The sequence below is a fragment of the Mucilaginibacter sp. JRF genome, from assembly GCF_015223065.1.
Lineage (GTDB): Bacteria > Bacteroidota > Bacteroidia > Sphingobacteriales > Sphingobacteriaceae > Mucilaginibacter.
This window is the reverse complement of sequence record NZ_JADFBY010000002.1, coordinates 306,682-328,352: the sequence shown is the minus strand read 5'-3', so window position 1 is coordinate 328,352 and position 21,671 is coordinate 306,682. Positions and strand designations below refer to the sequence as shown.

22 protein-coding genes are annotated in these 21,671 nt (G+C 45.6%); 17 read left to right on the top strand and 5 right to left on the bottom strand.

Features of this window, described 5'->3' with window-relative positions:
• Positions 1–280: 280 nt before the first annotated feature.
• A complete protein-coding gene (locus IM792_RS06855) occupies positions 281–2,677 on the top strand; it encodes an ABC transporter permease (protein ID WP_228084969.1) in 2,397 nt (798 codons plus the stop codon).
• 91 nt (positions 2,678–2,768) lie between these two features.
• On the opposite strand, the gene IM792_RS06850 is transcribed toward IM792_RS06855, so the two are convergent.
• Both IM792_RS06850 and IM792_RS06845 read right to left on the bottom strand, forming a co-directional pair.
• A complete protein-coding gene (locus IM792_RS06850; RefSeq protein ID WP_194101091.1) occupies positions 2,769–3,263 on the bottom strand; it encodes a GNAT family protein in 495 nt (164 codons plus the stop codon).
• 4 nt (positions 3,264–3,267) lie between these two features.
• Positions 3,268–4,413, bottom strand: a complete 1,146-nt coding sequence (locus IM792_RS06845) for a thioredoxin-like domain-containing protein (protein WP_194101090.1) — start codon at positions 4,411–4,413, stop codon at positions 3,268–3,270.
• Between the two features lie 169 nt (positions 4,414–4,582).
• Between IM792_RS06845 and IM792_RS06840 the strand changes: the two genes are divergently transcribed.
• The 7 genes from IM792_RS06840 (at position 4,583) to IM792_RS06810 (ending at position 12,869) form a co-directional block, all read left to right on the top strand.
• Positions 4,583–5,377: a succinate dehydrogenase cytochrome b subunit gene (locus IM792_RS06840; protein WP_194101089.1), complete on the top strand. Its 795-nt coding sequence runs from the start codon at positions 4,583–4,585 to the stop codon at positions 5,375–5,377.
• Between the two features lie 56 nt (positions 5,378–5,433).
• Positions 5,434–7,368 (top strand): fumarate reductase/succinate dehydrogenase flavoprotein subunit, encoded by a 1,935-nt coding sequence (locus IM792_RS06835; RefSeq protein ID WP_194101088.1) that lies wholly within the window; start codon positions 5,434–5,436, stop codon positions 7,366–7,368.
• A gap of 82 nt (positions 7,369–7,450) precedes the next feature.
• Positions 7,451–8,236 (top strand): succinate dehydrogenase/fumarate reductase iron-sulfur subunit, encoded by a 786-nt coding sequence (locus tag IM792_RS06830; protein WP_228084968.1) that lies wholly within the window; start codon positions 7,451–7,453, stop codon positions 8,234–8,236.
• A 219-nt stretch (positions 8,237–8,455) separates the two neighbouring features.
• Positions 8,456–9,142 carry a DUF4397 domain-containing protein gene (locus IM792_RS06825; RefSeq protein ID WP_194101087.1) on the top strand — a complete coding sequence of 229 codons (687 nt, stop codon included), beginning with the start codon at positions 8,456–8,458 and terminating at the stop codon, positions 9,140–9,142.
• Between the two features lie 240 nt (positions 9,143–9,382).
• Positions 9,383–10,831, top strand: coding sequence for a circularly permuted type 2 ATP-grasp protein (locus IM792_RS06820; RefSeq protein ID WP_194101086.1), 1,449 nt, complete (start codon positions 9,383–9,385; stop codon positions 10,829–10,831).
• A 95-nt stretch (positions 10,832–10,926) separates the two neighbouring features.
• Entirely contained in the window at positions 10,927–11,862 is a 936-nt protein-coding gene (locus IM792_RS06815; protein ID WP_194101085.1) for an alpha-E domain-containing protein, read from the top strand.
• An 11-nt stretch (positions 11,863–11,873) separates the two neighbouring features.
• A complete protein-coding gene (locus IM792_RS06810) occupies positions 11,874–12,869 on the top strand; it encodes a transglutaminase family protein (protein WP_194101084.1) in 996 nt (331 codons plus the stop codon).
• A 3-nt stretch (positions 12,870–12,872) separates the two neighbouring features.
• Here the strand turns inward: IM792_RS06810 and IM792_RS06805 are convergent, their stop codons facing one another.
• From IM792_RS06805 to IM792_RS06795, 3 genes are all read right to left on the bottom strand, one after another.
• Positions 12,873–13,391: a redoxin domain-containing protein gene (locus IM792_RS06805; protein WP_194101083.1), complete on the bottom strand. Its 519-nt coding sequence runs from the start codon at positions 13,389–13,391 to the stop codon at positions 12,873–12,875.
• A gap of 14 nt (positions 13,392–13,405) precedes the next feature.
• Positions 13,406–14,422: a Gfo/Idh/MocA family oxidoreductase gene (locus tag IM792_RS06800; protein WP_194101082.1), complete on the bottom strand. Its 1,017-nt coding sequence runs from the start codon at positions 14,420–14,422 to the stop codon at positions 13,406–13,408.
• Positions 14,423–14,524: 102 nt separating this feature from the next.
• Positions 14,525–15,118 (bottom strand): DUF4142 domain-containing protein, encoded by a 594-nt coding sequence (locus IM792_RS06795; RefSeq protein WP_194101081.1) that lies wholly within the window; start codon positions 15,116–15,118, stop codon positions 14,525–14,527.
• A gap of 142 nt (positions 15,119–15,260) precedes the next feature.
• Here IM792_RS06795 and gcvH point away from each other — a divergent pair, with 142 nt between their 5' ends.
• The 9 genes from gcvH to IM792_RS06755 all read left to right on the top strand — a co-directional run bounded on the left by gcvH (position 15,261) and on the right by IM792_RS06755 (position 21,619).
• Positions 15,261–15,641 (top strand): glycine cleavage system protein GcvH, encoded by a 381-nt coding sequence (gcvH, locus tag IM792_RS06790; protein ID WP_194101080.1) that lies wholly within the window; start codon positions 15,261–15,263, stop codon positions 15,639–15,641.
• A 75-nt stretch (positions 15,642–15,716) separates the two neighbouring features.
• Positions 15,717–16,037, top strand: coding sequence for a VanZ family protein (locus tag IM792_RS06785; protein WP_228084994.1), 321 nt, complete (start codon positions 15,717–15,719; stop codon positions 16,035–16,037).
• A gap of 212 nt (positions 16,038–16,249) precedes the next feature.
• On the top strand, positions 16,250–16,465 hold the full coding sequence (locus tag IM792_RS06780; protein ID WP_194101428.1) for a FeoA family protein: 216 nt from the start codon (positions 16,250–16,252) through the stop codon (positions 16,463–16,465).
• 10 nt (positions 16,466–16,475) lie between these two features.
• Positions 16,476–18,590 carry a ferrous iron transport protein B gene (gene feoB, locus IM792_RS06775; protein WP_194101078.1) on the top strand — a complete coding sequence of 705 codons (2,115 nt, stop codon included), beginning with the start codon at positions 16,476–16,478 and terminating at the stop codon, positions 18,588–18,590.
• Positions 18,591–18,626: 36 nt separating this feature from the next.
• Entirely contained in the window at positions 18,627–19,244 is a 618-nt protein-coding gene (locus tag IM792_RS06770) for a sprT domain-containing protein (protein ID WP_194101077.1), read from the top strand.
• Between the two features lie 62 nt (positions 19,245–19,306).
• Positions 19,307–19,726, top strand: coding sequence for a hypothetical protein (locus IM792_RS06765; RefSeq protein WP_194101076.1), 420 nt, complete (start codon positions 19,307–19,309; stop codon positions 19,724–19,726).
• A gap of 17 nt (positions 19,727–19,743) precedes the next feature.
• Positions 19,744–19,875, top strand: a complete 132-nt coding sequence (locus IM792_RS21390; protein ID WP_255521452.1) for a hypothetical protein — start codon at positions 19,744–19,746, stop codon at positions 19,873–19,875.
• 91 nt (positions 19,876–19,966) lie between these two features.
• Complete coding sequence (locus IM792_RS06760) at positions 19,967–20,350, top strand: hypothetical protein (protein ID WP_194101075.1); 384 nt, start codon at positions 19,967–19,969, stop codon at positions 20,348–20,350.
• Between the two features lie 99 nt (positions 20,351–20,449).
• Positions 20,450–21,619 carry a glycoside hydrolase family 172 protein gene (locus IM792_RS06755; RefSeq protein WP_194101074.1) on the top strand — a complete coding sequence of 390 codons (1,170 nt, stop codon included), beginning with the start codon at positions 20,450–20,452 and terminating at the stop codon, positions 21,617–21,619.
• Positions 21,620–21,671 lie beyond the last annotated feature (52 nt).

Below are 21,671 nucleotides of genomic sequence, written 5' to 3'. Positions count from 1 at the left end.
TTAACGGTTTATATTTAAATATAGTGCTATCGGGCTTATTGTCAAACGTTTTTTGTTATATAATTTGGCATCAGCACTTAAACATAAGCGAACACCAAGTGTAACGAAAGCGAACGCCCCGAACAATTAAAATCAACGCAAACAACTAATAAACAACAACTTACACGCATGGCACATAAATAGTATTTATTCATCTAAGCGAGTATTACCTATTATTTTTTAAACGATATTCATCAGCCGTATCATGCTAACACATTACCTTAAAATAGCTTTTCGAAACATGCAGAAGCAAAAAATGTATGCCGCTATCAACATCGGTGGGTTTGCCATTGGCATTGCCGCCTGTATTTTAATATCGATATACATACGTAACGAAACCAGTTACGACCAAACCAACCGCAATAAAGAGAACGTTTACCGCGTGCTTGGTAAAATGACCATGGCGGGCACTACCTTTTATGGTACAAGCTTTCAGCCGCCCATGTCAAAAGCCTTGCTGAGCGATTTTCCGCAGGTAAAAAAGGCTGGTCGCATTATGCACAACAGGCTGTTTGGCGGCACCGAGAACCAGATACGCCGCACCGACCAGGTAAACAACAACTACGAAGCCGGCTTTTGCTTTGCCGATAGTTCAACACTCGATATACTGGATATACCGATGGTTTACGGCAGCAATATAACCGCCTTAAAAGCACCCAATACGGTAGTAATATGCAAAAGCCTGGCCGATAAATACTTCCCTAAACAAAACCCGATAGGCAAAACGCTGATATTTAACAACAACACCCAAAAACCATTAACCATAGGCGGCGTAATGCAGGATTTTCCGGCTAACTCGCATATGCAGTTCAGGGGTTTTATATCACTATCGGGCCTTGGTTTTTGGGATGGTGAGCAGGAAAGCTGGTACTCCAGCAACTACGGCATCTACCTGCAAATGAATCCGGGAGTGGATATCGATGCATTCAGCAAAAAAATGAGCGACCATATACTTGACGAGTATGTGATACCAAGCATGAAGCAAAATGGGCAGGCCAATACCGCCGAGGTAAGGAAAAACGCCCACCTGATATTGCAACCACTTACTGACATCTACCTAAAATCGTACAATATTGAGGAGGATCATATTAAACATGGCGATGCACGCTTTATTTGGCTTTTTGCGGGCATAGCCGGTTTTATACTGATACTGGCCTGTATCAATTTCCTTAACCTATCCACAGCACGGTCTGCCAACCGTGCCCGCGAGGTGGGTGTGCGCAAGGTTATCGGCTCAACCCGCGCCAACCTGATCAGGCAGTTTTTAACCGAATCACTATTGTACAGTTTCTTTTCGTTCGTGCTGGGTGTTGTGCTGGCCGCGTCGGCCTTGCCGGTGTTTAACAATGTAGCCGGCACGCAGCTCGCTTTGCCATGGATGGAGTGGTGGTTGCTGCCTGCCTTAATAAGCAGCGCCATTGTTATAGGCTTAATAGCGGGAATTTACCCTGCGTTCTACCTATCCTACTTTAAACCCGCAACTACGCTAAAGGGCTCTATCAGCATGGGTACCCGCAACTCGGGCTTGCGTAGCGGACTGGTGATATTCCAGTTCACGGTATCCATTGTGCTTATCATCGGCACGGCGGTTATTTTTAAGCAGATGCAGTACATTCTTAATTCAAAAATTGGTTTTGATAAAGAGCAGGTAGTAACCATTGAGGGTGCTGATGCCCTTGGCCCGCAAACGGCAGCGTTTAAGGCAGAACTACTTAACCTGCCTTTTGTAAAGAATGTTACCGTTAGCGACTTTTTACCTATCAACAGCACCAAGCGTAACGGCAACTCGTTTTACAACGAGGGCCGTGAAAAACAGGATGCGCCTATACGCAGCCAGCATTGGGTTATTGATGAAAACTACCTGGCTACCCTGGGTATTAAACTATCAGATGGCCGCAATTTCCGTACGGATATGCCTACCGACTCGCAGGCTACCATCGTGAACAGATCAATGGTTAAGCAACTGGGGTTGAAGAATCCGCTGGGTAAGGTGATCACCAATGGTTATGAGCACCTCACCATTATAGGTGTGGTTGATGATTTTTACTACGAATCGTTAAAACAGCAGGTTGAACCTTTAGTAATGATATTGGGCAACAGCAACAGCATGGTATCAGTAAAACTAAAAAGCAGTGATATGCGCGCCGCCATTGCCGCCATAAACAGCACCTGGAAACAGTTTCAACCACACCAAACCATGCGATACGATTTTTTAGATCAAAGCTATGCCGCCATGTACAGCGATGTAAAAAGCACGCAATATATATTCACCGGTTTTTCGGTACTGGCCATTGTGGTGGCCTGTTTGGGCTTGTTCGCACTGGCAGCCTTTATGGCCGAGCAGCGCAGCAAGGAAGTAAGCATACGCAAAGTACTGGGCGCATCGGTAACCAACCTGTTCGCGCTGCTTACGGGCAACTTTCTTAAGCTGGTGCTGATATCGCTGGTTATCGCCATCCCGATCGGCTGGCTGGCCATGAACAAATGGCTGGAGGATTATGTGTACCGTATACAACTCAGCTGGGATATCTTCGCCATATCGGGCATAATAGTTATCATTATTGCCCTGGTAACCGTTTGCTGGCAGGCAGTGAGCGCGGCGCTGGTAAACCCGATAAAAAACCTGCGGTCCGAATAATAGCAACCAATCACTCTATATATAACCCCTTTAACTAACAAAGGCATTTACCGCTTGGTAAATGCCTTTTTATTTTATAATGATGCTATGCTTAACTTTTTATGATAGCGTACAAATGCTCATCCATCACCTCGCCGTTTTTAACAATGGCTGAGCGTAGTATTGCTTCAAGGGTATAGCCCGCCTTTTCGAGCACCCGTTGCGATGCCTTGTTATGGGCGAACACACCGGCGAATACCCGGATAAGGCCGATATTGAACGCGTACTCCGTCAGTAACTTCACAGCCTCAGTGGCATAGCCTTTGCCCCAATAGGGTTCGCCTAACCAATAACCTATTTCGGCATTGTTGCGGTGAATATCTATTTTTACGGTTATGCCGCCAACGCCAATAAACTCATCATCCGCAAAAATACCGAACACATGAGGTATAGCTCCGGTTACCGCGGCCTCAATAAATTCCCCGGCATCAGCAATGGTATAAGGGTGCGGAAAAATATCGCGCAGGTTACGGGCAATATTGGGGTTATCGGCCAATTGTTGCAACCTCTCGGCAGGCACATTATCAAATCCCCACAGTTTTAACATTGGGCTATTTTTTTTCCATGTAATCAGTTATCTCGAACGATATATCGTTGTACGGGATGTCGCGCTTTAATATCTTCCAGTTACCATCAAGCAGGTAATAGGTTGGTACACGGCTGATGCCCCATGCTTCCACGTTCTTTGATTCGTTACCTTTCAGATCTGAAAACTGAGGCCACTTCATGTTATCCTCTTTTATAGCTTTTAGCCAGTACTCCTTATTCTCATCCAGATCGATGCTGATGATATCAAACTCCTTACTACTGTTCACCTGGAAAAACAACTTGCTATTCATTTGCAGGTGATTTTGGCGGCTAACCTCGTTACCGGCACGCCAAAAATCGATCAGTATTATTTTTTTACCGGCGAATGCCTTGCGGTCAAAGGCTTTACCGTTGGCATCGGTACCAAAAATATCAGGCGCTGTTTGGCCGGCCACCAGTTTGGCTAAACCGGCAAGCTTGGGGCCTATCTCTTTACCCTCCTCGGTATTTTTGGCTTCATCGCTCAGCTTATTATACAGCGCGTAGTAGCGTGCAGGGTCATCCTTATAATCAACCTTTTTTATAAAGTGAGCCGCTATGGTACTTTTAGGATATTTTTCGATGAATTTTTCAATCACCGTAGCCTCAACCGCTACTTGTTCCTGCTGTAACTGCTTTAACTTATCAACCCTTTCGAGGTAAGCGGCACCTTCAAGGCTCTTACCTTCGCTGCTTCTTAAAAAGGCGCGTTCATCCTTTACCTTTTGGGCAATGTCAGCCACCAATTCATCAGCAAGGGTATAATAGGCTGATAACTCGTTTTGAATTTTTGAATCGGTTTTGATCTTAGGATACTTGGTCAGATCATTACCATTTATCTCGATGTTGTATTTGCCATCCTCCAGGTATACCTCATAAGGTATATGGGTTTTCTTGTTATCAAGCATATTGGTCACCTTTATCTGGTAATAACCGGCATATTCCAGTATCTCGTTAATTTTAAATTTACCGTCAACAATGTTATCGCCATAAAGCGGCTTGTTCAGCACATCAACAATGCCAAAAACACCATTTTTAATACCGGGCGCGGTGCCCTCTATCTCCACTCGGTCGGCACGGTTACAGGCCGAAAAAACTACTGTAATAAGTAACAGGTATAAATATTTCATGTTCATCAATATATAACAGGCGAAGATAGACTTATGTGTGTAAATTTTGTGTAACCAAATAAGTGCTTAGATTGTTTCTAAATAGCTATTAAAGCCTCATATTATGTGAACCATTTACACGGTTTTACTATTTAATAGATACTTTTGCCGAAATAATCAAAACTTCATAATGAGCGAATTTAAACAAACCTTTAACTCGTCGCTGGGCAAGAAGCTGATCATGGCTTTAACAGGCTTGTTTTTGTGTACTTTCCTAATTGTTCACCTTAGCGGTAACCTTGCACTTTTTAAACATGATAACGGCCAGGCTTTCAATGCCTACGCTAACTTCATGACGCATTTTCCGCCTATCAGGGTGGTATCGTACCTGTTGTACCTGTCAATACTGGTGCACACAATTTATGCTATTGTTTTAACGGTTAAAAACCGTAAAGCCCGTCCTGTCGGTTATGCTTCGGCAACAAAATCACCAACCTCATGGTCGTCAAAAAACATGGGTTTGCTGGGTTCTATCCTGTTTCTTTTCATCGTGATACACATGAAAGATTTTTGGTTTAAGTACCACCAGGATGATTTTACAGGCAAAAGCACCCACGTTATTCCGTTTAAGGAGTACAAAACCGACCTGGTAACCGGCGAGCAGCTTTCGGCACGTGATCTGCCTCCGGGCGATTACCACTACGCTGTATTTACCGAAGGCAGTGTTGAAACCATGGTAGCTAAAGACCTTAACCAAACCGTTGAAATTGCCTTTAAGCAATGGTGGTATGTGGCATTCTATGTAATTGCGTTAGGCGCGTTATCATTCCACTTACTGCACGGCTTTCAAAGTGCGTTCCACACTGTGGGTTGGGTTCACCGTAAATACAAACCGATCATTTACTTTATCGGCACCTGGCTTTTCGCTGTGATTATTCCGCTTGGTTTCGCGGCAATGCCGGTAGTTTATTTTTTCTGTAGATAAGGTTTATTGTTGATATGATGCGGCTGCAAGGCCGATCAAAAATATAATTGTAAGAGATGACTTTAGATGCTAAGATTCCCCAGGGCCCTTTGGCCGAAAAATGGAGCAAGCATAAATTTAACCTTAAGCTGGTTAACCCGGCCAACAAGCGTAAGTATAACATTATTGTTGTGGGTACGGGTTTGGCAGGCGCATCAGCCGCGGCTACTTTGGCCGAGCTTGGTTACAATGTTACAGCGTTTTGCTTTCAGGATAGCCCACGCCGTGCGCACTCTATTGCCGCACAAGGTGGTATAAACGCAGCAAAGAACTATCAAAATGACGGTGACAGTGTTTACCGTTTGTTTTATGATACCATTAAAGGTGGTGATTACCGTGCCCGCGAAGCCAACGTTCACCGTTTGGCCGAGGTATCAGTAAATATTATTGACCAGTGTGTGGCTCAGGGTGTGCCTTTTGCTCGCGAGTACGGCGGTTTGCTGGATAACCGCTCATTTGGTGGCGCGCAGGTATCACGTACCTTTTACGCCCGCGGCCAAACTGGACAGCAATTACTTTTAGGTGCTTACTCAGCACTTAACCGCCAAATACACCACGGCAAGGTTAAAATGTACACCCGTACCGAAATGCTTGACGTTGTTGTTGTTGATGGCCAGGCTAAAGGTATTGTTACCCGTAACCTTAAAACCGGCGAAATTGAAACACATGCAGGCCATGCCGTTTTATTATGTACCGGTGGTTACAGCAACGTGTTCTACCTGTCAACCAACGCTATCGGTTCAAACGTAACCGCGGCCTGGAGGGCACACAAACGCGGCGCTTTCTTTGCTAACCCTTGCTACACGCAAATTCACCCTACCTGTATCCCTGTTACCGGCGATCATCAGTCAAAGCTTACGCTGATGTCTGAATCGTTACGTAACGACGGACGTGTATGGGCACCAAAAACAGTAGAGATCGCTCAGCAATTACGCTCAGGCAAATTAAAAGCCAGCGATATTAAAGAGGACGACCGCGATTACTTCCTTGAAAGAAAATACCCTGCCTTCGGTAACCTTGTTCCGCGCGATGTGGCGTCACGTAACGCTAAGGAAATGGCCGATGAAGGTCGTGGTGTAGGTACATCGGGCTTTGCCGTATTCCTTGACTTTGCTGATGCTATTAAGCGTTTAGGTCAGGAAACAGTTGCCGCCAAATATGGTAACCTGTTTGATATGTACGCGCAGATCACTGCCGAAGACCCTTACAGCCAGCCAATGCGTATTTACCCTGCGGTACACTATACAATGGGTGGCCTTTGGGTTGATTATAACCTGAGCACTAACGTACCGGGATTATATGCCCTGGGCGAGTGTAACTTCTCTGACCACGGCGCTAACCGCCTTGGTGCATCAGCGTTGATGCAGGGCTTGTCTGACGGTTACTTTGTTATCCCTTACACTTTGGGTGATTACCTGGCTACCATCGGCCCTAAACCGGTTGATGTTAACCACCCTGCGTTTGAGCAAACCAAACAGGATACACTTGCATATGTAAACAAGCTGCTTGCCCTTAAGGGTAACAAAAGCGTGGTTGAATACCACCGCGAGCTTGGCCACATTATGTGGGAGTACTGTGGTATGGCACGTACCGAAGAAGGTTTGACCAAAGCTAAAGGTCTGATACAAGAGCTTAAAGCTGATTTCTGGAAAAACGCTATCGTAACCGGCGAGAATGAGGAGATCAACGCGGCGCTTGAAAGAGCCGGACGTGTTGCCGACTTTATTGAGCTTGGCGAACTGATGGTTACCGACGCGCTGATGCGTAAGGAATCATGTGGTGGCCACTTCCGCCTCGAATCGCAAACTGAAGAAGGCGAAGCATTGCGCGACGACGAAAACTTCGCATTTGCGGCAGCCTGGGAATTTAAAGGTGAAAACCAACCCGAAGAACTGCACAAAGAGGAGCTGGTATTTGAAAATGTTAAGTTAACACAGAGGAGCTATAAATAAGATTTGAGGGGCAAGAATCAAGAGGCAAGATTTTAACTCTTTATCCTGATTCCTGAATCTTAATTCTACAATCTCAATAAAGATGAGTAACGGAAATATGAACCTGACGCTTAAAGTTTGGCGCCAAAAAAATGCACAAACCTCGGGTAAGTTTGTGACCTACAAAGCTGAGAGTATTTCGGAAGACATGTCATTCCTTGAAATGCTTGACGTGGTGAACGAAAGCCTTACCAAAAAAGGTGAAGAACCTATATATTTTGATCACGATTGCCGCGAGGGCATTTGTGGTATGTGCTCGCTTTATATTAACGGCCGTCCGCATGGCCCTAAGCGCGCTATTACCACTTGCCAGTTGCACATGCGCTCTTTTAAAGATGGCGAAACCATCACTATTGAGCCTTGGCGCGCAGCCGCTTTCCCGGTACTTAAGGATCTGGCGGTTGACCGTTCAGCGTTTGATCGTATACAGCAAGCCGGTGGTTATGTATCTATCAACACAGGTGGTGTGCCTGATGCTAACGAGATAGCCATCCCTAAAGTTATTGCCGACGAGGCCTTTAACTCAGCTACCTGTATTGGTTGCGGCGCTTGTGTTGCGGCATGTAAAAATGCTTCGGCCATGTTGTTCGTATCGGCAAAGGTATCGCAGTTAGGTATGTTGCCGCAAGGCCAGCCTGAGCGTTGGAGCCGTGTACAATCAATGGTTGCGCAAATGGACGAAGAAGGTTTTGGTAACTGTACCAACACCGGTGCTTGTGAAGCCGAGTGCCCTAAAGAGATCAGCCTTACCAATATTGGCCGTATGAATAATGATTTCTTCAACGCCAAATTGTTTAAGGAAGAAGGTGTGCACGATCACGCTCAATAAATATTAAAATATCATACTATCATAAGCGCTCCGACAATACCGGGGCGCTTTTTTTATGCATGAAATTTTAATGAAAAAGTTTAGCATCAAGTACAAATTGTTGTATTTATCATACAAATGTCAGGTATCATGACATTATTAAACCCATTATTATGAGCTTATTATAAATATGGCCTTGTGTTGGATAGTGTGATCGTACAAAATTCTATTTTATAACTTATGAAAATTTTTGATCAACTAAAGAACACCAAGATCTTATCACTATCACTAATTGTACTGGCCACCGTTTCACTATCATCATGCGATAAGGATGATGACGACGCTACATCAGGCAAAGCGCAGATCCGTATAACCAACGCCGTTGAAGGCTCAGCCTCGCAGGAGCTTTATTTGGATGGTAATAAAATCAGCACATCCGCCGTGGCTTATGGCAATACCTCAAGCTATATTGAAACCAATAGCGGCGACCGCCAGGCACAATTCCGTAACGAAGGTTCGGCAACGGCCAGTACCGCTTTCGACCTTGAGCTGCAAAACAACAAGCATTACAGCGTATACTTTACCGGTAATGCCGAATCAAAAACATCAGTAGTTACTGAGGACGATACCACCGCCCCATCATCAGGCAAAGCTAAAGTACGCTTTGTGCACCTGGCATCGGCAGTAACCAGCAGTGTTGATGTAGGCCTGAGCGCCGCCAACAAAGTATTTACCGATGTAGCTTACAAAGCAGCATCAGCGTATAAGGAAGTTGACGCCAATACCAAGTTCTTTTTATACGGAGCCGGTTCAACCCAGGCTGAATTAGATATGAGCACCGCCGTACAAGTAGGTAAAATTTATACCATTTACTTATCAGGTTCAACCATAGCCACACTAAAATACACCGTAGTGGCCGAAAATTGATCCATACTAACACCTTTCTACAAAAAAGCATCGGAAATTACCGGTGCTTTTTTAGCTTACAAACAATTTTTAATTACAGTAACGGCCTAATCGGCAATATTTTATTAGATATTTCATATTTATAGCCACATTTAATTACAAATTTTTGAAAAACAATTGCCAATTATCATTATTACTTTATAAATTACGATACTTAAATACATAAATCTAAAAATTTAACATAATCGCAGCGGGCACTTTATGGAGGAATCGGCATATTTTAATAAATACAATCCCATAAATGGTGTTTGGGACGAGATGTATGGCGAGAATAGCAATGTTCGCGATCATTACCGCAAGGTTATCGACTATATCTCGCGCGAATCGGCCGATGATCTGAACAAAAAGGAAGATCTGGCCAAGCGCTTGTTCATGAGTCAGGGTATTACCTTTACCGTATACAACAGCGGCGAGGGTATAGAGAAGATCTTCCCGTTCGATATTATTCCCCGTATCATAACCGCGCAGGAATGGGCCTTTGTTGAGCGTGGTATCAAGCAACGCCTCACCGCCCTCAACCTGTTTTTAAAGGATGTTTACAGCAACCAATTCATTATAAAGGACGGCATTATCCCGATAGAGGTTATTTACTCTTGTCCGCATTTTTTGCGTGAGATGTATAACTTGCAGGTTCCTCATGATATTTACATTCATATTTCGGGTATCGATCTGATACGCGATTATGATGGTACTTTTTATGTATTGGAGGATAACCTGCGCACACCATCGGGTGTGAGCTATATGCTGGAGAATAGGGAGATCACCAAACGCTTATTCCCCGATCTGCTGCCGCAATGCGGCGTTCGCAGTGTTACCGAGTATCCATCTATATTATACAAAAACCTGCTGGCGCTATCGCCAAGGCAAATACATAACCCAACCATTGTGCTGCTTAGTCCGGGTATATACAACTCGGCCTACTTTGAGCATACCACCCTTGCCCGCCTGATGGGTGTTGAACTGGTTGAGGGGCGCGATCTGGTAGTGAACAACCATAAGGTATACATGAAAACCACCACCGGCCTGCAACAGGTTGATGTAATTTACCGTCGTGTTGATGATGATTATCTTGATCCGCTGGTGTTCAATCCATCGAGCATGCTGGGTGTGGCGGGTATAATGGGCGCGTACCGTAAAGGCAACGTAGCCATTGTAAATGCCATAGGCAATGGCGTGGCCGATGATAAGGCCGTTTATGCCTACGTGCCCGACATGATCAAGTATTACCTGAACGAGGAGCCGATACTTAAAAATGTACCCACCTATCAGCTGGGTAACCGCGATGAGCGTGAGCATGTGTTTGGCAACATCAATAAAATGGTGGTAAAACGCACCAATGGTAGCGGCGGCTACGGGATGCTGATGGGTCATGCTTCAACTGAGCAGGAGATTGAAGATTACAAGCAGGAGATCATCAAAAACCCGCGCGATTTTATAGCGCAACCAACCATCAACCTGTCGGCAGCGCCATGCTATATGCAAGGCGAACTTACACCACGCCGCATTGACCTACGGCCGTACGCGCTGTTTGGCCCAAGCGGTATTGAGATAGTGCCCGGCGGCTTAACCCGCGTAGCCCTTAAAGAAGGCTCGCTGGTGGTGAACAGCTCGCAAGGCGGGGGCAGTAAGGATACGTGGGTGTTGGCTTAAGCCCCCCGCCCCCCTAAAGGGGGAGTTTTTGAAACATGATTTAATTATAACAGAATAAAAATATATACCCCCTTTAGGGGGCCTGGGGGCCAAAAATGTTAAGTAGAGTAGCAGCAAGTTTTTATTGGTTAAGCCGTTATATTGAGCGTAGCGATGGTATTTTACGTATGCTTAAAATAAATTACGCATCATCGCAGGATACTATACAGGAGTTTACCTGGGAGCCGGTGGTACGCATTTTTGCAGGCCTGGATGATGAGGAAGCCCAAACATTGGAAAATGATACCCGCGCGGTATTAAAGTACATGGTTACGGGCAAAACCAACCCTAACAGCATCCTCAATATTATTACTCACGCCCGCGAGAATGCCCGCAGCGTGCAGGAACACATCACCAAGGACTTGTGGCAGTGCCTTAACGAGTATTACCATGCCGTAAAGGATAGCCGATTGGAACGTGCCTTGCAGCGCGAAGACCCTATCGGCATATTGGATGTGCTGATAAAACAGGTAATGCTATACTACGGCACCGTTGAAATTACTATGGAGCGTGGCGAGGGCCGCAGTTTTATGAATATTGGTAAATACCTGGAACGTGCCATACAATCGGTAGATATACTGGATATGAAATTTGTATCCATCAATGATAACCCAGACCTGCTTACCGATACCAGCTACTGGAAACACCTACTGCTATCATTAGGCGGATATGAGTTGTACCTGAAAACCTACCGTGAGGGCTTTGAGGCCGAGAATGTATTGGAGCAGGTAGTTTTGAATAACGATTTCCCTCGCTCGGTTATCTACTCGGTAAATAACATACAGCGTTATTTTGATCGTTTAAAGAATGATAACAACTTAGAGAATTTTCGCGAGATGTCGTTCCAGATCGGTCGTTTGCAAAGCCGCATTAAGTATAACTCGGTACGCAGCATACGGCAAGAGGGTTTGCACACCTTTTTAACGCAAATACGCGGCGAGCTTTACGGCATCGGCAACGCCATGAACGAGTATTATTTTGCCAACTCTTAAAACTGTACATCATGCCCGAATTCGAGATACAACACACCACCCGATACATTTACGAGGGGACCGTACGCGACAGCGCCAACCAGGTAATACTATACCCTATTGTTGATGATTACCAGGAAGTAATTAGGCAGGAAGTTACCATAACCGGCAACCCCGATGTTGATGTACATACCGATTACTTTGGCAACCAGATAGGCAGCTTTACCTATACCGATCCGCATAATGTAATGGTGATCAACTCGCGGGTACTGGTAACTACCAAGCATCGCACCTTGCCTGTTAACGATATTTTCCCATCGCACCAGTGGGAGGACCTGAAACGCCTGCAAACCATTGTACCCTATATTGATTTTTTAAAACAGGAGTATTTTGAAGGATTAGATGAATTGCAGGAAGTAGTGAACAAAGAGCGTAACAGCGATGATACCCCCTACCAGATTGTGCTACGTTTTTGCCAGTATGTGTTCGATAACTTTGAATATATAAAAGGAGTTACCACGGTTGATACCAAGCTTGACCAAATATGGAAAATGAAACAGGGCGTTTGCCAGGATTTTGCCCATATACTGATAGAGATGCTGCGCATATTACAAATACCTGCCCGTTACGTTAGCGGGTACATTTGCACCAACAGCAACGGCATGCGCGGCGAGGGCGCTACCCATGCCTGGGTGGAGGCTTTTATACCCGATTATGGCTGGCTGGGTATAGACCCTACCAATAATTGCATAGCTAATGACACCCATGTGCGTTTGGCTGTAGGCCGTAACTTTTCGGATTGTTCGCCGGTTAAGGGGGTGTACAAAGGTTCATCAAACCATAAGCTTAGCGTGACTGTATCGGTCGATCAGGAAAGCCTGCCACCGGGTCAGCACCAGGTTATTGAAGTGCCGATTGCCGATCAGGTAACTGAATTTACCAAGAACAGCTACCAGCGCTACATGGAAATGATACAAATGCAGCAGCAACAACAGCAGCAACAGCAGGAAAAACAGTTACAGCAATAACGCTTAAACTTTTTTAACCTCGGCTAAAAGCTCATTAACTGTTGGCGCCTTGGCGAATGCCTTTACCAGTTTGCCGTTTTTATCGTACAAAATGGTGAACGGGGTTTGGGCTATCTGGTAGTACTTTTGTATCGGCATATCGTAACCCTCGGTACCTACTGTAAAATTAGGGTATTTGGCCAGTTCAAACTCCTGGTAAAATGGCTTAAGCGATTCAAACCGCGTCCAGGTAACCATTACCACCTGCACTTTTGCTAATTGTTTAAATTGAGGTTTCAAAGCCTTCATCAAATCGTGGCAGTGGCCGCAATCAGGCGCGAAATAGATCAGCATCACCGGCTTGCCGGGTTTCAAATCCTTATTGGTAAAGTTGTTACTATCGGTAGTAAGTATCTTTATCGGTGCCAGCTTTTCGGTATTACGTATGGGCGACTGCTGCACATCATCGGCATTATTATTTTTAGCCTGAATGCAGCCAATAGCGGTAATAATTATTAAAGCGGCGTATATTAATTTCTTCATTAGTAATATTATAATTAGGCCTCCAGTATCTTTATCTGCCAGGCAATATGTTCTTCTGTTACCGGGTATAACGCTCCTTCACGTATGGTATGATATACCGCCTTGAAAAGATTTTTATAATCACCCTTTTTTGATGGCACCTGCTCAACCACTTTCTGGCCCTGCTCGTCAAAAGTAACCAGTTTGCCTTCGCTACCCGCGGGTTCAATACCGTAGGCGGTATCAGTTGGCATCATGCCTTCGTTAAGCTGATCTTCCTGCACATCGGTACGGGGCTTAACAAAGCTACCTAATTTACCATGTATCACAAAGGCCGGCAAATGTTCGGCAATTAGCAAACCCGCGGTTAAGTATACGTTTACCTGGTTAGGGTATTTCAGGTGCAGATTAATATAATCATCCACCTGCGAACCTTCGCGATAGCTGCCCGTGGTTTTATGCCAGCTAAGCGGGCGGCCAAACAGGGCGATGGCGTTATCCAGCAGGTGCGGACCCAGATCATATGTAATACCATTAGCCGCCATATCCTTACCCTCTTTAAAGGTTTTTGGGCCGATGGCGGCACGATACCTGTCAAACCTGAAATGCACCTCGATCAGATCACCTATGCGGCCGCTCTCTATCACCTCCTTTACCGATAGAAAGCCGCTATCCCAACGGCGGTTTTGGTATACCAGCAAATGCTTGTTTACTGATCGGGCCAGATCGAACAGTTCCTTTACCTCGGCAGTGGTTGCCGCGGCAGGTTTTTCGAGCAGTACGTGCTTGCCCGCGTTGAGGGCTTGTTTGGTGAGATCGTAATGGGTATAGTTGGGCGTGTTGATCACCACCAGCTCTATCTCATCATCAGCCAGCAATTCTTCAGTAGCGTTGTAGCTGATAATATCGGGATAATACTCGTGTGCTTTTTTTTGGTTACGCTCAACAACGGCCTTTAGCCTGAAGTTTTCGCTTGTATTTAAAAACGGCGCGTGGAACACCCTGCCCGACATGCCGAAAGCCAGTAAACCGGCTACTATAGGTGATGACATAATGCAATAATACAATTTTAGCTTAGCTGTTCTGTCTGTTAAAAGCAAAAAAAGCGGCAAGCCATTACGCTTGCCGCTCTATATTCCTGTAAACCGGTGGGCTTATTTCAGCTTATCTTTAATAGCTTTAATATGCTCCTGGTGTGCCTTAAGCTTTGGCAGTGTTTCGGTAGCGAAGGCTTTGAGGTCGGCATCCTTGGCATTTTTTGAGGCATCCTCAAATAATGATACGGCTTTGTCGTGGTCTTTTACCATTTCATCAACATAAGCCTTGTCAAACTCAGCACCTGCTTTGGCTGATAGATCGGCAGCTACTTTTTGCTCATCCTCACCTACTACGGCAGGCAGGGTAATGTTTTTAACGGTAGCTAATGCTTTCAGCTTTTCGTTAGCGGCTTTATGATCCTTGATCATGGCGGCGGCAAAAGCCTTAACATCGGCATTGGTTGATTTTTTTGTGGCCAGTTCAGATAGGGCTATTTCGGTCATGCCGGCATTAGCGGCTTCGGTCGAAAATTTTGAATCAATATCGGCAATAGTACCACTGTCGGCATCTGATGCGCTGGTACTGGTGTCGGTACTGGTGTTCAGGCTGTCGGCAGTTTCAACGGCATCTTTGTTACCGCTTTGGTTTTGACAGGCCTGGAAAGTGAAAGCGCCGAGCGCCATCATCATTACTAAACTTAGTTTTTTCATGGTAGTATATGTTATTTGTTAATAGTTAACAATATTTATACCATTGCTTAGCATACACTATTTAATTTTCGCGAAACACCCTCATTGTGTTTTTTAAAGCCAAAGTTTTTTTATTTTTGGGCACATTTAAATATTAACTGAAATGGAATTTCCGGCCGAATTAAAATACACTAAAGACCACGAGTGGATAAAAGTTGAGGGTGACCAAGCAATTATTGGTATTACCGAATTTGCACAAGGCGAACTTGGCGACATAGTTTATGTTGATATTACCACCGTTGGACAGGAAGTAGCTAAAGAAGAAGTTTTTGGCACTATTGAAGCCGTTAAAACCGTATCTGACCTGTTCATCCCAGTAACCGGTACCGTTAGCGAGGTTAACGCTGCTCTAGATAGCCAGCCCGAACTGGTTAACACCGACCCTTACGGCGAAGGCTGGATTGTAAAGATAACCCCTGCTGATTTGGCCGATATTGATGGCCTTTTATCAGCCGATGAATATAAAAGCTTAGTAGGCGCTTAATTATATATGATGCTTAAAAGTTATTGGCCCGCTATTTTGTGGGCCTTTTTTATTTTATTTATCTGCAACGTGAAGATGGGCGGCGTTAGCGATTCGCCCGCGTTTTTTGAGGGTTTTGACAAGTTGGTACATTGCGGCCTGTTTTTTACCAGTACCGTTTTATACTGCTACGGGTATTTGCATTACAACAAAAAGGCAGGTTTATCCGTATTAACAGCAGTGCTGGTAACACTGGGTATGGTAGCTTTTGGCGGAGCGATTGAGCTGTTGCAAAAATACATATTTACCTGGCGCAGTGCCGACTGGAACGACCTTTTTGCCGATACCGTAGGTATTTGTATGGGCATGTTCAGTATATTAGTTACCAGCTACGCTGTAAAGTATGCAAAAAAATAAACTATATATTTTGGCTGTGGCCTGTGCCGCGCTCCTGCTGTCATCATGCGGTATATTTAAAAAGGAATGCAATTGCCCGCATTTTGGGTATGTGCAAACTAAGGCCGAACGTCATTCATAGATCATTCTATAACATTTATATATACAAAGGCTCTCCTTATTTGGATCAGGTATAAATAAGCCTATATTTGCAGGGTTAATTTATAACTATGATGGATTTATCGCAGCTTGAAGTAGGCCAAACCGGCGTAGTAAAGGAATTTACCGATCTGGAAATGTCGGTTAAATTGATGGAGATGGGTTGCCTGCCCGGCGAAACTATAAAGGTTACCCGCGTTGCCCCACTTGGCGACCCTATAGCGATAACTGTTTCAGGCTACCAGTTAAGCCTCCGCAAGCTGGAAGCATCAACCATCATTTTACAATAGTTTTTACGATTTGAAAGCCGATATACGCGTAGCATTAGCCGGAAACCCCAACACAGGTAAATCAAGCCTATTTAACGTACTTACCGGCTTAAATCAAAAAATAGGCAATTTTCCGGGTGTTACTGTCGATAAAAAAACAGGCACAATGCAACTGCCCGATGGTCGCCACGCCGAAGTGGTGGATCTGCCCGGCACTTATAGCCTCTACCCAAAAAGTAAAGACGAATCCATTGTATTTTCGGTACTGGCCGATAAGATAGACACCGCCCGCCCCGATCTGGTGGTTGTTATACTGGATGCCACCAACCTTAAACGTAACCTGTTACTATATACCCAGATAGCCGATTTAAAGATACCGGTTATCGTGGCCCTCAATATGATGGATATGGCCCGCGCATCGGCCATACAAATTGATGTTGAGCAATTCTCAAAAAAACTTGGCGTACCCGTAGTACCTATGGCTGTGCGCAAAGGCGAGGGCATTGCCGAACTAAAACAAGCCATTGCCTACGCCAACAAAATTGCCCTGCAACCTGATAGTATCGACGTAAATGTTTTCGCGCCGGAATTGATAGGGCAAATAAGCGATGAATTACAGGTTGATAACCCTTACCTGGCATTGCAGTTAGCGCACCAGCACGAGCACCTGCGTTATTTAACGAACGAGCAAAGCGACCGTATTGAAACCCTGGAGCAGGAGCATTCATTCCACTCGCAAAAAGCGCAGGCTGCCGAAACTGTTGCCCGCTATAATTTTATAAATGATTTGCTGTACGATACGGTTAAAACGCCCGAAGCCGCGCAGCACGAAACCTTCAGCAATAAAATTGACCATATACTAACGCACAAGCTTTGGGGCTTTGTGATCTTCATGGCCATATTGCTTTTTATATTTCAGTCGATATTCGCATGGTCATCCTACCCGATGGACCTCATTGAAACACTGTTTGTTTTAGCTGAGGATGCCATGCGTAACATAATACCCGAAGGCCCGCTGGCGAGTCTGCTTATTGATGGTGTTTTAGCCGGATTAAGCGGAGTACTGGTATTCATCCCGCAAATCGCTATCCTGTTCGCTTTTATATCCATATTGGAAGATACGGGCTACATGTCGCGCGTTACATTCATGATGGATAAGCTGATGCGTAAGGTAGGCCTGAACGGAAAATCGGTAGTGCCGCTTATTGGCGGTTTTGCCTGCGCCGTACCATCCATTATGGGTACCCGCACCATCGAGAACTGGAAAGACAGGATGATCACCATAATGGTTACCCCACTGGTAGCCTGCTCAGCACGTTTACCGGTGTACACCCTGCTTATCGCCCTTGTAGTACCCGACCGTTCGGTTTGGGGAATATTTAACATGCAGGGTTTGGTGCTTACGGCTATCTATGTTTTCAGTTTGGTATCGGCCATTATTGTGGCATTCGTACTAAAATTCATCCTTAAGGTACGCGAGCGTGGTTACTTTATTATGGAGCTGCCCGTTTACCGTATGCCGAGGTGGAAGAACGTAGCCTTCGCGATGTACGATCGCTCAAAAGCCTTTGTTATACAGGCCGGTAAGGTGATCATTGCCGTATCCATTGTACTATGGGTACTGGCCTCATACGGCCCGGGCGATAGGTTTGAGCAGATAGAGCAGAAATACAGCAGCGCCGAATACAAAAAAACCAACACCCAGGAAGATATCGACCGCATAATCGCGTCTGAAAAGCTGGAGAACTCCTACGCCGGTATGCTTGGCCATACCATTGAGCCGGTAATAAAACCATTGGGTTACGATTGGAAGATAGGCATTGCCATTATCACCTCATTTGCCGCCCGCGAGGTTTTTGTGGGTACCATGGCAACCATTTACAGCGTGGAGGGCGATACGGATAACATACAATCCGTACAGGAAAAAATGGCAAGCGCCCGTAACCCGCAAACCGGGCTGCCGGTGTTTAACCTGGCCTCGGCATTTTCGCTCATGATGTTTTATGCCTTTGCCATGCAATGCGCCAGTACGGTAGCCACGGTATACCGCGAAACCAAGAGCTGGAAATGGCCCGCCATACAATTCGCTTATATGACGGTGCTGGCCTACGGCGTGGCCTTTATTACCTACCAGCTTTTAAAATAGGCTGTGGGTTAGTATCTTTGCACACAGAGGTTACCTTTGGATAAAGTACAAATTCTTGCACGTTACATGCCCCCTGATGCCGCGCCGCTTATTGGCCGCTGGATAGATCATTTTAAATGCGAATTTAAAATATCGCGCGGGCGCAGCAGTAAGTTTGGCGATTACCGTCCGCCGTTTGATGGTAAGGGGCATCGTATATCGGTAAACTTCAATTTAAATCCATACGCTTTTTTGGTTACTACCGTGCACGAGTTCGCGCACCTGCATACCTGGAACGAGCACAAGCACAAAGCCAAGCCCCACGGCACCGAGTGGAAGAACAATTTTAAGAAGATGATGCAGCCTTTTTTCGAGAAGGATGTTTTTCCGGCGGATGTTAAGCAGGCCATTGTGCGCTACCTGAATAACCCGGCGGCATCAAGCTGTTCTGACCTTAACCTGTACCGTTCGCTACGATTATATGATGAACCGAAGGAGGCCATACACACCGTCGAAAAAATAGCGGTGAATACCCTGTTCAAACTAAAGGATGGCCGTGTATTTCAAAAAGGCGAAAAGCTGCGCAAGCGATACAAATGCGTAGAAGTAGCCACCCGCCGTATCTACCTGTTTAGCCCCGTGGCCGAGGTTGAAGTTATCCCCGCAAAAGAATAAGTTTTTTAGTCATGCTTGTAGCGTAATTGCGCGCCAATGCGTAATGGCTATAAAACCTAAATATGCTTAAAAGAATTTTACTATTCGCAATTGCTTCTACTCTGCTATTATCATGCGGAAAAAAGAGCGTATCAACCTGCCAGGATAAGGTTTGTACTGAAGAATTCGCCATGATAACCATGCTGTTTAAAAACAAGAACGGCAAAGGCGAACCGTTAAGCATAATAACCGTTATTAATAAACGTACAAACCAACCGGTTGACCGTAGTACATCAGCTATGCTGGATATGGTACCCGGCGGATATCTTATTATTGATGATCTATCAACCAAAACATTATCGGAAAGCGGAGATGATATTTTGATAACCGCGACTGACAGCGCAGGCACTCAAACCAAAGCAACCACCATAAAGGTTGCGGGCGGTAAATGCGCTTGCCATGTACAAAAACTATCGGGCCCCGATACGGTGCAGTTCGATTAACACCTACCCTACATCCTATGAAAAAGACAGCCATCATCGCCGATAGCATTACCGATCAGGTGCACAATACCTCGGTAGTAATATCGGGCGGTGAGTGCGTCTGTCATGTAGAAAAACTTTCAGTACCGGACGAAGTGCGGTTCAACTAAGCAGAACTATTCTCTATAAATAGTGTTTAATTGTTGTGAGGCCCGGCCTTAAATAAGCCGGGCCATTTTTTAACTAATCCCCACCATCACCATGACCAAGTTACCCATCATGCTTTTAGCCGTACTGGCTATAAACACCTGTAACAAATCCGAAGAAAAATGCCCCGACAAGGCCTGCACCATGATGTTTGCCAGCGTGCCCGTTACCTACAACAAACCCGTTAAGGATTTTAAGGCCGTTAACCTGCGCAGCGGTCAAAACCTTACCCGTAAGGATCAAACCACAGGCACTACCTTTACCGTTGTTGATGATGGTGACCTTAAAAAACTGACAGAAGGCGGCGACGATATTGAACTTACCGCTACAGACAGTGCCACCAATGTTAGCCGTAAGGATACCGTTAAAGTATCAGGCGGTAAATGTGCCTGCCATGTGGAGCGAGTATCGGGCCCTACGGAGATCAGTTTTAATTGATTGCCGCGCGGGGTTGCTAAAGTTTTTCAATATCCGTTAATTTGAGGCAAGCCAAGGTTAACCCTGCGGCTTGCCAATTATTTTTAACAGATACCGCTTATGAAAAAACTGCTCCTCGCCCTGTTGGCTGCCGCTACCTGCATAACCGCCAAAGCCCAGCAACCCGAAAAATTTAACGGACTGGATATGAACCTGGGCAATCTGTCGCGCATGTCCGACGCTAAGACTCGCTCTATTAGTCCGGAGAATTTTACCGGCGGCAAGGGTAAGGGCGCCATGGCCGATCCGGTTAAGAACAAAGGGCAGCGCAACGTGGCCAACGCCGCCAATGAGGCCCGCGATCTGGGTATAGGCTGGAAGGTAAACCCATTTATTATAGTAAACCCCGGCGAAACCATTACCATTGCCGAAATGGAAGGCCCCGGCGCCATACAACAAATATGGATGACACCAACCGGTAACTGGCAATTCTCCATACTTCGTTTTTATTGGGATGATGAAACCGAACCATCTGTTGAGTCGCCGGTGGGTGCCTTTTTTGGGATGGGTTGGGGGAATGAGTATGCGCCGCTAAATTCATTGCCGGTAACGGTGAATCCGGGTAGCGCGTTTAACTGTTACTGGAAGATGCCTTTTCGCAAAAAATGCAGGGTAACCTTGGAGAATATCAACAAGGCCGAACCCATGCGTTTGTATTACCAGATCAACTATACCCTTACTACCATTGGCGATGATGAGGCGTACTTTCATGCCCAATACCGCCGCTCGAACCCGAACAGCACATCATTACATACCATATTGGATGGCGTTAAGGGCAAAGGTCAGTACGTGGGTACGTATATGGGCATCGGTGTAAACAATAATGGCTGGTGGGGCGAAGGCGAGATCAAATTTTTTATGGATGGCGATAAGGAATACCCGACCATAGCAGGCACAGGCACGGAGGATTATTTCTGCGGATCGTACAATTTTGACCGCGGCGGCAAGTACACCGAGTTTACCACCCCCTATGCCGGTTTACACCAGGTGATACGACCTGATGGTGCTTACAAGGCACAGCAACGTTTTGGCATGTACCGCTGGCATATTATGGACCCGGTTAGGTTTGATAAGGATTTGAAGGTAACCATACAGGACCTGGGCTGGCGCGATGGCGGCAGATACCTCGCCCAAAAATCGGACATTATAACGGTGGCCTACTGGTACCAGCGCGAACCGCACGGCAAATTCCCGAAACTGCCGGAGAAGGATCTGCTGGAGGTGAATTGATATAAAAGCGCAAAGCCTCACCACATGGTGAGGCTTTGCCGCGAATTGTAAT

Excerpts from the sequence above, each read along its gene's own strand:
- IM792_RS06855 (WP_228084969.1), top strand. The coding sequence starts at position 281 with ATGCAGAAGCAAAAAATGTATGCCGCTATCAACATCGGTGGGTTTGCC.
- IM792_RS06850 (WP_194101091.1), bottom strand. The coding sequence starts at position 3,263 with ATGTTAAAACTGTGGGGATTTGATAATGTGCCTGCCGAGAGGTTGCAA.
- IM792_RS06845 (WP_194101090.1), bottom strand. The coding sequence starts at position 4,413 with ATGAAATATTTATACCTGTTACTTATTACAGTAGTTTTTTCGGCCTGT.
- IM792_RS06840 (WP_194101089.1), top strand. The coding sequence starts at position 4,583 with ATGAGCGAATTTAAACAAACCTTTAACTCGTCGCTGGGCAAGAAGCTG.
- IM792_RS06835 (WP_194101088.1), top strand. The coding sequence starts at position 5,434 with ATGACTTTAGATGCTAAGATTCCCCAGGGCCCTTTGGCCGAAAAATGG.
- IM792_RS06830 (WP_228084968.1), top strand. The coding sequence starts at position 7,451 with ATGAGTAACGGAAATATGAACCTGACGCTTAAAGTTTGGCGCCAAAAA.
- IM792_RS06825 (WP_194101087.1), top strand. The coding sequence starts at position 8,456 with ATGAAAATTTTTGATCAACTAAAGAACACCAAGATCTTATCACTATCA.
- IM792_RS06820 (WP_194101086.1), top strand. The coding sequence starts at position 9,383 with ATGGAGGAATCGGCATATTTTAATAAATACAATCCCATAAATGGTGTT.
- IM792_RS06815 (WP_194101085.1), top strand. The coding sequence starts at position 10,927 with ATGTTAAGTAGAGTAGCAGCAAGTTTTTATTGGTTAAGCCGTTATATT.
- IM792_RS06810 (WP_194101084.1), top strand. The coding sequence starts at position 11,874 with ATGCCCGAATTCGAGATACAACACACCACCCGATACATTTACGAGGGG.
- IM792_RS06805 (WP_194101083.1), bottom strand. The coding sequence starts at position 13,391 with ATGAAGAAATTAATATACGCCGCTTTAATAATTATTACCGCTATTGGC.
- IM792_RS06800 (WP_194101082.1), bottom strand. The coding sequence starts at position 14,422 with ATGTCATCACCTATAGTAGCCGGTTTACTGGCTTTCGGCATGTCGGGC.
- IM792_RS06795 (WP_194101081.1), bottom strand. The coding sequence starts at position 15,118 with ATGAAAAAACTAAGTTTAGTAATGATGATGGCGCTCGGCGCTTTCACT.
- gcvH (WP_194101080.1), top strand. The coding sequence starts at position 15,261 with ATGGAATTTCCGGCCGAATTAAAATACACTAAAGACCACGAGTGGATA.
- IM792_RS06785 (WP_228084994.1), top strand. The coding sequence starts at position 15,717 with ATGGGCGGCGTTAGCGATTCGCCCGCGTTTTTTGAGGGTTTTGACAAG.
- IM792_RS06780 (WP_194101428.1), top strand. The coding sequence starts at position 16,250 with ATGGATTTATCGCAGCTTGAAGTAGGCCAAACCGGCGTAGTAAAGGAA.
- IM792_RS06765 (WP_194101076.1), top strand. The coding sequence starts at position 19,307 with ATGCTTAAAAGAATTTTACTATTCGCAATTGCTTCTACTCTGCTATTA.
- IM792_RS21390 (WP_255521452.1), top strand. The coding sequence starts at position 19,744 with ATGAAAAAGACAGCCATCATCGCCGATAGCATTACCGATCAGGTGCAC.
- IM792_RS06760 (WP_194101075.1), top strand. The coding sequence starts at position 19,967 with ATGACCAAGTTACCCATCATGCTTTTAGCCGTACTGGCTATAAACACC.
- IM792_RS06755 (WP_194101074.1), top strand. The coding sequence starts at position 20,450 with ATGAAAAAACTGCTCCTCGCCCTGTTGGCTGCCGCTACCTGCATAACC.